Below are 8,554 nucleotides of genomic sequence, written 5' to 3' on the forward strand. Positions count from 1 at the left end.
ACATCAGCGGATTGGTTTAGCAACGGTGTATCGAGCCCTGGATGCCCTAAAGCGTATGGGAAAAGTTCAGCATCGGGTAACCCTAACGGGGGAGACACTCTACAACGCGGTGGAGCAAGACCATCACTACATGACCTGCTTAGACTGTGGACAATCGTTTCCTATGGATTTACGCCCTTTGCAAGGGCTAGAGTTTTCACTTCAGAACTCCAGTTCATTTACAATCTACTATCACACCCTCGAATTTTTTGGCCTCTGTGAGCCCTGTTCAGCTCAAGGCGGGTGAGATGAGTTTATGGAAGTCATTAGCCATTCTGGTGCTTTGCATTGCAACTGCTTATCTTTGAGTAGGAAAAAGTAACGGAAAGACCTTTATCCAGACCAGAGAATCTTCTGTATGGGAAACAGTTCTGATCGTAGGTGAACGTTAAATAGATAGACAAAATTGTTTTCAGTATCAATGTTGATGTAATCCTGACGGAACTGGACGAAAAGAACCGGGTAGTAAGTGCATCGTCCTCTTATTCCGCCCATGCTGTCTCCTCAGCCTTGAGACATATGTTCGATGTAGAAATCAATCTCTAAACCAACGGCTTGACTCACACGCCATCTTAGAATGATAATGATTATCATTCTAAGATGGCGTGTGAGTCAGGTTATATGGCGGTAGGTCAGTTCACTCCATTGGGTAAGACCGTACTATGCTTTCTGTCAAACCCCTGGTAAATATTACGATCGAACGATCGCTGTCAGAGTACATTACTGCCCTGGTCTGGGCACCGATCGGGAATAAGTTAGTGATCGCCTCCGGTGCAGGGGAGTTAGTCCTGTGGCAAGACTTTCGAGAAATCATCCTGAAGACCGCCAGTGGCGCTTCCATTGATGCCTTAGGGTTTTCCAGGGATGGTCAGTGGTTGGCGGCAGCCGGACAAGCTAGTGAGGTAATGCTCTGGCGGCTGTCTTCTGACTCACCTGAGCTAGTAGATACGCTGAACTGGGGGTCAACCTGGATCGATCGCCTGCAGTGGCACCCCCATCAACCCTGGCTGGCCTGTAACTGCGGCAGAGCCGTTCATATCTGGGATGCTGATCAGGGTGAAGCCCTGGCCACCCTGGAATTGCCTGCTGCGGTGCAGGATCTAGGCTGGTCTCCCGATGGTACTCATCTAGCGGTTTCGGCTCAGCAACAGGTTTACATTTGGGACACGGCTCGCTGGAGCTTCCCTCAATATGCATGGGAACTGATGTCCGTCAGTCGAGCCTTGAAATGGTCTCCTGAAGGGGCCTATTTGGCATCAGCTAATCAGGATAACAGCGTCGGTGTCCTCACCTGGGACAACGTCTGTGCCCTAAAGCAATCCCCTGATAACCCAGATAATTTGCCCGTTCTATTGGCAGGGTTGCCTGGCAGGATACGACAACTTGCCTGGGCCGATATTCCCGATGTCGAGCGTTCCCCCATTTTGGCGACCGCCACGCGGGATCTGGTTATTATGTGGATGCTGATTCCCGATGAGGGGTGGCAGAGCTGGGTCCTGGATTTACATCAAGGCACGGTGCTGGATGTGGCCTTTCAACCCGAAACCGGTTTGCTAGCTTCTCTCTCGGACCATGGCTGGATTTTGTTATGGCAAGCTGCTGTAGAGCCAGCTCAAGTGCTAGAAGGAGCTAAGGAGGGGTTTTCCTGTTTGAGCTGGCATCCGACCGGAGAATATCTAGCAGCTGGCGGTCAGCAGGGAGAGATACTGGTGTGGACTCTTTGCCCCGATGCCAGACAGCGTCTTTGCACTCATCCAGAGGGGCTATTGTGAGTCTGGGTTCCCTCTTGCCCCCGTTGGGCGAAACCATTCGTTTTGGATAACAACATCATTATGGCTCCGCTGCCCATTCTTGCCCATGTTGAAACGGCCAACCGATTAACAACCTTGCTGGATGGTCAGCTGACGCCGATAGCGATCGCAACAAGCATTGTAATCGCCTATGTCTTTGATGCGATCCATGCCCTTTCCCCCAGTCATGGTAAAACCCTGGTGGGAGCTTATCTGGTGGGCAGTCGAAGCACACCCCAAGCCGCTCTCTGGCTGGGGCTAACTACCACGGTGACCCATACCCTAGCGGTTTTTATTTTGGGAGTGACCACTAGGGGTAAACCAAGCGCTAGCATAAAGAAACTCACTACGGCATGGAGAGATCTGCTAACTTATGCTCAAGTTCAGCTAGGCTCATTTCTTGTTGTTTTAGAACACCTAAACACCGAAGATTTAACCTTTGACTCATGGCTTCCTGCTCACCCACAATGGCAATCAATGGAATTTTGCGTTTAGAGAGTTCACGAATTTTCTTGCTGATTGTGCGGCCTTGGTTGTGAAGTTCTACCCTAACCCCCAGTTGCCTGAGTCGAGAGAAAATTGTTTCTGCCCAGGCAGATGCTTTATCAGAAATAGAGGCGACTGCGACTTGTGTAGGGGCAACCCAAACGGGGAGGGCACCGCCGTGGTGCTCTAACAAAATGCCAATCCAGCGCTCTAGCGACCCCAAAATTGCCTGGTGCAGCATGACGGGACGTTCCAATTCTCCCACTTCATTCACAAAAGCTAGCTCAAACACTTGAGGCAGATTAAAATCGACTTGAATTGTGCCACACTGCCACGATCGCCCCAACTGATCTTGTAAGCTAATTTCGAGCTTGGGACCATAGAATGCCCCTTCATTTGGCGCTAATTTATAACTACGGCCCAAGGATTGAACCGCTTTAACTAAAACAGACTCAGCCTGATCCCACAGACGATCAGAGCCAAGTCGCTGCTCTGGTCTAAGGGAAATTTGTAGGGAAAATTGGTCGTAGCCAAAAGCAGCATAAACCTGCTGCACCATATTGAGAAAATTGCTAATTTCACTCTGCACATCAGATGTTCGGCAGAAGATATGGGCATCATCCTGAACAAATTGCCGCAGCCGCATACACCCCGATAATGTGCCAGACAGTTCGTTGCGATGGCAGATGCCAAACTCCATCAATCGCATGGGAGTTTCCCGATAGCTGCGCTTGCGGGACTGATAAATGGCAATATGGGCAGGGCATGACATGGGCTTCAACGCATAGTCAGGACTGATGACAGATAGGGCTGATTCATCGTCTTTATCTGCCTCTACGCTGCCGACAACAAACATCCCCTGGCGAAATTTTTCCCAGTGCCTTGAGCGCTCCCATAGCGATCGGCTAAGGGCAATGGGCGATCGCACTTCTTCAAATCCATGCCCTTGATAAACTTGTCGCATCAAGTCTTCAATGCTGAGAAAAAGCCGTAGCCCCTGTGGGTGCCAAAACACCATTCCTGGACTATGCTCCTCAAAGTGAAACAAGTCCATATCCCTTGCAAGTTTACGGTGATCCGCCATTTTAGTCTCTCCTGGTGTCTGAGTAATAAAGCAATAAAAAACCCTCCAAACTAGGCTTGGAGGGACAGATGAGTTGCATGTGCAATCAATCGTCACGTCCCTCTAGGCGTGATGGTAGTGGTGGTGGTGGTGGTAGTGTTCATTGCAAGAGACATTGTCAGCAACATGGGCATTCCTTTTGACCTTTTGGATACAGGTTGTAAAAAAAAATTGCCCCCCAGAGTTTCGTCTGGAGGGCAACTCAAGTAGTAAGACTAATTTCAGCGCTGCGCCTTACAACCCTCCTAAGTGGGTAGTTGTTGTGGTCGTGATAGTAAGGACGAGTGCCATCTTCATTTTGAGAAAAGCTTTGTTCCAATAAATATATTCTCAATATAGCAATTCTTTAACAGGTGTCAAGTACCCGAGAAAAGCTAATAATGTCTTTCTGAACCCGCTTCCCAGTGAGCCAGAAAAAGTGGCGGGCAGTAACTTTTTTGACCAGAAAAGCCCCTTCCTGTGGAACTTTATAGTATAAATTCATCACGTCTTGATTGGAGAACAACGCTATGGCCGCCAGATTTATCCCCGTCCCCATCGCCGTTCTCACTGTCTCCGACAGCCGCACAGAAGCCACGGATAAATCAGGCCAGCTGTTGGTGGAGCATCTGCAAACCGCAGGCCACACCCTGGCCGAAAAAATGATCGTGCCCGACGATATTTACCAAATTCGGGCGGTGGTCTCCCGCTGGATTGCCGATGTTGGGGTGCAGGCAATCATCACCACTGGGGGCACGGGTGTGACCGGGCGGGACGGCACCCCTGAAGCCATTGCCCCCCTGCTGGATAAAGAACTTCCCGGCTTTGGAGAAATCTTTCGGATGGTGTCTTACCAGGAGATTAAAACGTCTACGGTACAGTCCCGCGCCCTGGCAGGGGTGGCCAATGGCACCTACATTTTTTGCTTGCCAGGGTCATCGGGGGCTTGCCGCACCGGCTGGAATGCCCTGATCAACGACCAGCTGGATGCCCGCCATCGGCCCTGCAACCTGGTGGAGTTGATGCCCCGCCTGCTGGAGCGGTAGGCAGATTTTTTAATGGGATGATGGCTTGTGGCGAATCAGATCCATAAACTCCTGGCGCGTACGGGCATCGTCAGCAAATACCCCTTGCATCGAACTAGTAACGGTCCAGGAGTCTGGCTTTTGCACACCGCGCATTACCACACACAGGTGGGATGCTTCAACAACAACTGCCACACCCTGGGGTTGTAACAGTCCTTGCAGAGCGTTACCAATTTGCTGAGTCAGCCGTTCTTGTGCCTGTAGCCGTCGCGCATACATTTCACAAATGCGGGCAATTTTTGATAGGCCAATCACCTTGCCGTTGGGGATATAAGCAACATGAACACGGCCTAGAATCGGTAACATATGATGATCACAAGAGCTGAACAAATCAATATCGCGCACCAGCACCATTTCATTGGTGTCCTCATGGAAAACAGCTCCGTTGAGCAGGTCATCCAGAGACTGGTTATAGCCAGAGGTTAAAAATTTGAGGGCTTTGACTACACGTTTTGGTGTATCGCGTAGCCCTTCACGATCAGGGTCTTCTCCCAAGCCTAGAAGCAGTGTGCGCACCGCTTGCTGCATCTCTTCATCTGAAACAGGAGCTTTAGCTTTGGTGCTAACTAACTGGTTTCGAATGTCATCGGGCGAAGTGAATAAGGTCATAAATAATCAAGTGGGTAAATTTCGGATTGATTTATCGAGCAATGGCGAAGCCGGTCCAGAGGACCATCGCAAACCAATCAGCACCTTCAACCAACAACTGAAAGCTTGGATTTAGCAACTGCCGGATGTACAGATGCCAGTGCCATAGCTAACCTGACGAAATTTTGAATATCAGGCTAAACAAGCTGTAAGTTGTTGCCGGATATCGTCACCATTGAGATGTCGTCCGATAAAAACAAGCTGGTTTCGAGGAGGAGTGCGCCATTCTTCCCCGTCAATGGAAAAGCGCAGACCGCTTAGCTGAAAAATATTGCGCAGTTCACTTTCCTCAAACCAGAGAATTCCTTTGGCTCGAAAAACATTCTTTGAAAGTTTGTTTTGCAAAAAATGTTCAAATTTTTTGATATGGAAGGGGCGATCGCTCTCAAATGCTATGGATACAAATCCATCATTATCAAGATGGGCCGAATGGTGGTGATGGTGTTCATGATGCTCATGTCCATGATGATGATGCTCATGCCCATGATGTCCGTGCTCGTGTCCGTGATGCTGATCGTGTGCTGTCTGCGCAATTTCTTCCTGCACCAGCTCAGCGTAAGATTCGGGGTTATTATAGCCAACATCCAAAATTAGCGGCAGAGGGACTTGCCCCTGCTGACTGTGCAAAATCCTTGCCCCCGCTTTAATACTACTAAGATACTCTTCTAACGTCTTTACTTGGTCCGATGACGCTAGATCAACTTTGTTTACTATTGTGACATCAGCATAGGTAATTTGCTTGAAGGCCGCTTCACTCTCAAAATGATCCGGCGTGAAGGTTTCGGCATCCACCATGGTGATAATAGAATCTAGGCGGGTGAGTTCGCGCAGTTCTGTGCCTAGAAACGTAAGCATAATCGGCAGTGGGTCTGCCACCCCCGTAGTCTCAATGACCATGTAGTCGATCCGGTCATCCCGCTCCATGACTCGATAAACGGCATCCACTAGATCATCGTTGATGGTGCAGCAAATACAGCCATTGCTTAGTTCAACCATGGTTTCATCCATGGACACTAATAGCTGACCGTCGATGTTAATATCACCAAATTCATTCACTAGAACAGCAACCTTTAAATCTTTGTTGTTGCTTAGAATATGGTTCAACAGCGTTGTTTTACCACTGCCGAGAAACCCGGTGATGATGGTGACGGGCATTCCTCTTTTGGTGTTCAAGGAGGGAGATGAGACTGTCATGAGATAAACTCCGGAAGCAACAAGGTGAGCTAAGAATGCAGAGCGCGCCTGCATTCAGGTATTCAGAAGACAACTACGTAAGGCTTAGAACATAGGTTTATAGCGCCAACTTGCAGGTATTGGGCGTGACCCATGCCAATAGAAAAAAGCTAGTTGAACGGTGAAAATACTGGGACCCGAGAGTAAATCGAAAAAGGCCGAGACCGTCATACTGACGGTACCAGCATTATCTTTTTGATGATGGAGAATCAGCGGAAATAGGGCAATGGCTCCAATGCCCAACTCCCACACAGCGTTTGCTTCTTCCAGTAGCAGGTCCAAGGAGTCGCGAAAACAGTTGGGTATCGACGGTACCGCTTCCTTCTGTCCCTCCCCTTCCATGATAAATAGGGGATAAATCAGATCAGCCGCAGTTAGCACCACCGTCTCTTGCACCATCCGGCGCAGACGCCGAGGACGATGCACCTTGGCCAGTATATTATCAGTGGAGACAGCTTCCCTTATCGTTTCAACAGCATCTGTGGCAGTTTGGGGGAGCGCTGATGTGGGTGCCATGAATGTAGATGACATAAAATGAAAACCCGTTATGATAATGATTATCATTCTCAGGTATCTTACATCAGTTTTTTGCAATTGACGTGATCATAATCCTTAAAAATTCATTACTCAGGTTCACTGTACTCGGGCTCAAACAGCGGTATTGCAAATACTACAGCAGCAATCTGAACCGACCTCGGCTCAGGCTTTGTACAAGCTTATAAAGAAACATCAGCGGATTGGTTTAGCAACGGTGTATCGAGCCCTGGATGCCCTAAAGCGTATGGGAAAGGTTCAGCATCGGGTAACCCTAACGGGGGAGACACTCTACAACGCGGTGGAGCAGGACCATCACTTCATGACCTGCTTAGACTGTGGACAATCGTTTCCTCTGAATATATGCTCTTTAAAGGGACTAGAGTTTTCACTCCAGCACTTCAGCTCATTCACAATCTACTATCACACCCTCGATTTTTTTGGTCTCTGCGAGCCCCGTTCAGTTCAAGGCGGATGAGGCGATTGCGATTCTGTTTTGAATCTTGAACACTTTAATTTTTAGCTCTAATGCCTCGGTTCACCCATGTGAGAACTTTCCAATCCAATTCAAACCTCTGGCTCATCGAGTGCAACCGAATAGTTAGGCCAACTCCCAACCTGTGGCAGTGAGGAGTGTTTTTTTCAAGCACAACGACATTGCCACATTTTTATAGTAGTAGGCGGCCTCGTTGATAAAGACCGGGTAAACTGTTTCCTGTTTCTCATAAGCAAGCACCGAGCCATCAAGGCATTCAAACATCGGGTCTCCGTGATTCAGAGCCTCGTAGTCGCGATCCTGTAACGAGTGGTGGATGGTACCAACGATGGCATCGTCAGCCTGCGGAAACACTACCTCCTCCTTGAACTCGAACACCTCGATCGAATCTGGTAACGCTTTCTGCCTCCCTTCGTTTAAGGAATGCAAGTAGTCCAGCCCATGCTTCACTACTTCATCGGTCAGTGCAATAAGGTCGCTCCGTAACAACCCTTGTGGAATTGGTCCAATCTCCACTGTAAGACCGTAGGGACAGATCGAGGTTAAGTAGGGTTGATCATCCTGAATAGGTGGAATGTAGAGGATCTTTGTATCGGGTATCTGGCATTGGATGTATGCCGCTAACTGCCGATTGACCAGGTTGTTGTCTTTTAATATCAGCATCACGCCACAGTTGCTGGTCGAGGTGTGCATATCAAAGATCACGTTGTGCTTTGACTCTCCCTTGGGACCGATCATTTGGTTAAGGTAAAAAGCCCGCAGCGCCTCGTAAGTTCCTCGATCAGTTGAGGCAAGACTATTCATCCTAAAGCAGCGGTTTAAGTCTTCGTCAATAAACCTGCGATTCTGTTCGACTGCCTTTGGGTTAGCGAGGAACAGCTTGGTTTTAAACGATGGTCGACTTATTGCATCCGGGTACGCAGACCAGCGACGCACTAAGTACTCTGGAAAGTAAATTTACTGCCATATCGTAGATGGGTTCGATAGGCTGAATTAACGTCTCCACCCCCGATCAATTCGCAAATGAACAAACGTCATCTTGAGTTAAGCGCCACTGACCGCAGCGACCTAGAAGCCCTTTTGAGCAAAGGTCAACTGGGGGCACGGCAATTCAAACGAGCGACTGGTCTGCTGGAGTTGG

The 8,554-nt window shown here is 48.9% G+C and carries 9 protein-coding genes and 1 pseudogene; 5 read left to right on the forward strand and 5 right to left on the reverse strand.

Annotated features, from left to right (window positions below):
* From N836_RS72600 to N836_RS77810, 3 genes are all read left to right on the forward strand, one after another.
* Window positions 1–286, forward strand: a 286-nt coding sequence (locus N836_RS72600) for a Fur family transcriptional regulator (RefSeq protein ID WP_023077161.1), incomplete at its 5' end; no start/stop codon positions are given.
* Between the two features lie 415 nt (window positions 287–701).
* A complete protein-coding gene (locus N836_RS72605) occupies window positions 702–1,811 on the forward strand; it encodes a WD40 repeat domain-containing protein (RefSeq protein ID WP_023077162.1) in 1,110 nt (369 codons plus the stop codon).
* A 183-nt stretch (window positions 1,812–1,994) separates the two neighbouring features.
* Window positions 1,995–2,324, forward strand: coding sequence for a hypothetical protein (locus tag N836_RS77810; protein ID WP_235071202.1), 330 nt, complete (start codon window positions 1,995–1,997; stop codon window positions 2,322–2,324).
* Here the strand turns inward: N836_RS77810 and thrS are convergent.
* Window positions 2,206–3,399, reverse strand: a pseudogene (thrS, locus tag N836_RS72610) (threonine--tRNA ligase); the annotation flags it as partial. The gene N836_RS77810 and the pseudogene thrS overlap by 119 nt on opposite strands.
* Window positions 3,400–3,947: 548 nt before the next feature.
* Here thrS and moaB point away from each other — a divergent pair.
* Window positions 3,948–4,463, forward strand: a complete 516-nt coding sequence (moaB, locus tag N836_RS72615) for a molybdenum cofactor biosynthesis protein B (RefSeq protein WP_023077165.1) — start codon at window positions 3,948–3,950, stop codon at window positions 4,461–4,463.
* A 9-nt stretch (window positions 4,464–4,472) separates the two neighbouring features.
* On the opposite strand, the gene folE is transcribed toward moaB, so the two are convergent.
* From folE to N836_RS72630, 3 genes are all read right to left on the reverse strand, one after another.
* Entirely contained in the window at window positions 4,473–5,111 is a 639-nt protein-coding gene (gene folE / locus N836_RS72620; RefSeq protein WP_023077166.1) for a GTP cyclohydrolase I FolE, read from the reverse strand.
* A 171-nt stretch (window positions 5,112–5,282) separates the two neighbouring features.
* The gene (locus tag N836_RS72625; protein WP_031294862.1) at window positions 5,283–6,344 is read right to left on the reverse strand and encodes a CobW family GTP-binding protein; all 1,062 of its coding nucleotides are present in this window, start codon (window positions 6,342–6,344) and stop codon (window positions 5,283–5,285) included.
* Window positions 6,345–6,428: 84 nt separating this feature from the next.
* Window positions 6,429–6,899 (reverse strand): delta-aminolevulinic acid dehydratase, encoded by a 471-nt coding sequence (locus N836_RS72630; protein ID WP_023077169.1) that lies wholly within the window; start codon window positions 6,897–6,899, stop codon window positions 6,429–6,431.
* Window positions 6,900–7,005: 106 nt separating this feature from the next.
* On the opposite strand from N836_RS72630, the gene N836_RS72635 reads away from it, so the two are divergent.
* Window positions 7,006–7,395 (forward strand): Fur family transcriptional regulator, encoded by a 390-nt coding sequence (locus tag N836_RS72635; RefSeq protein WP_031294865.1) that lies wholly within the window; start codon window positions 7,006–7,008, stop codon window positions 7,393–7,395.
* A gap of 123 nt (window positions 7,396–7,518) precedes the next feature.
* On the opposite strand, the gene N836_RS72640 is transcribed toward N836_RS72635, so the two are convergent.
* Window positions 7,519–8,349 (reverse strand): aspartoacylase, encoded by an 831-nt coding sequence (locus N836_RS72640; RefSeq protein ID WP_023077171.1) that lies wholly within the window; start codon window positions 8,347–8,349, stop codon window positions 7,519–7,521.
* Between the last annotated feature and the right edge of the window lie 205 nt (window positions 8,350–8,554).

This window comes from Leptolyngbya sp. Heron Island J (assembly GCF_000482245.1).
Classification (GTDB): domain Bacteria; phylum Cyanobacteriota; class Cyanobacteriia; order Phormidesmidales; family Phormidesmidaceae; genus Leptothoe.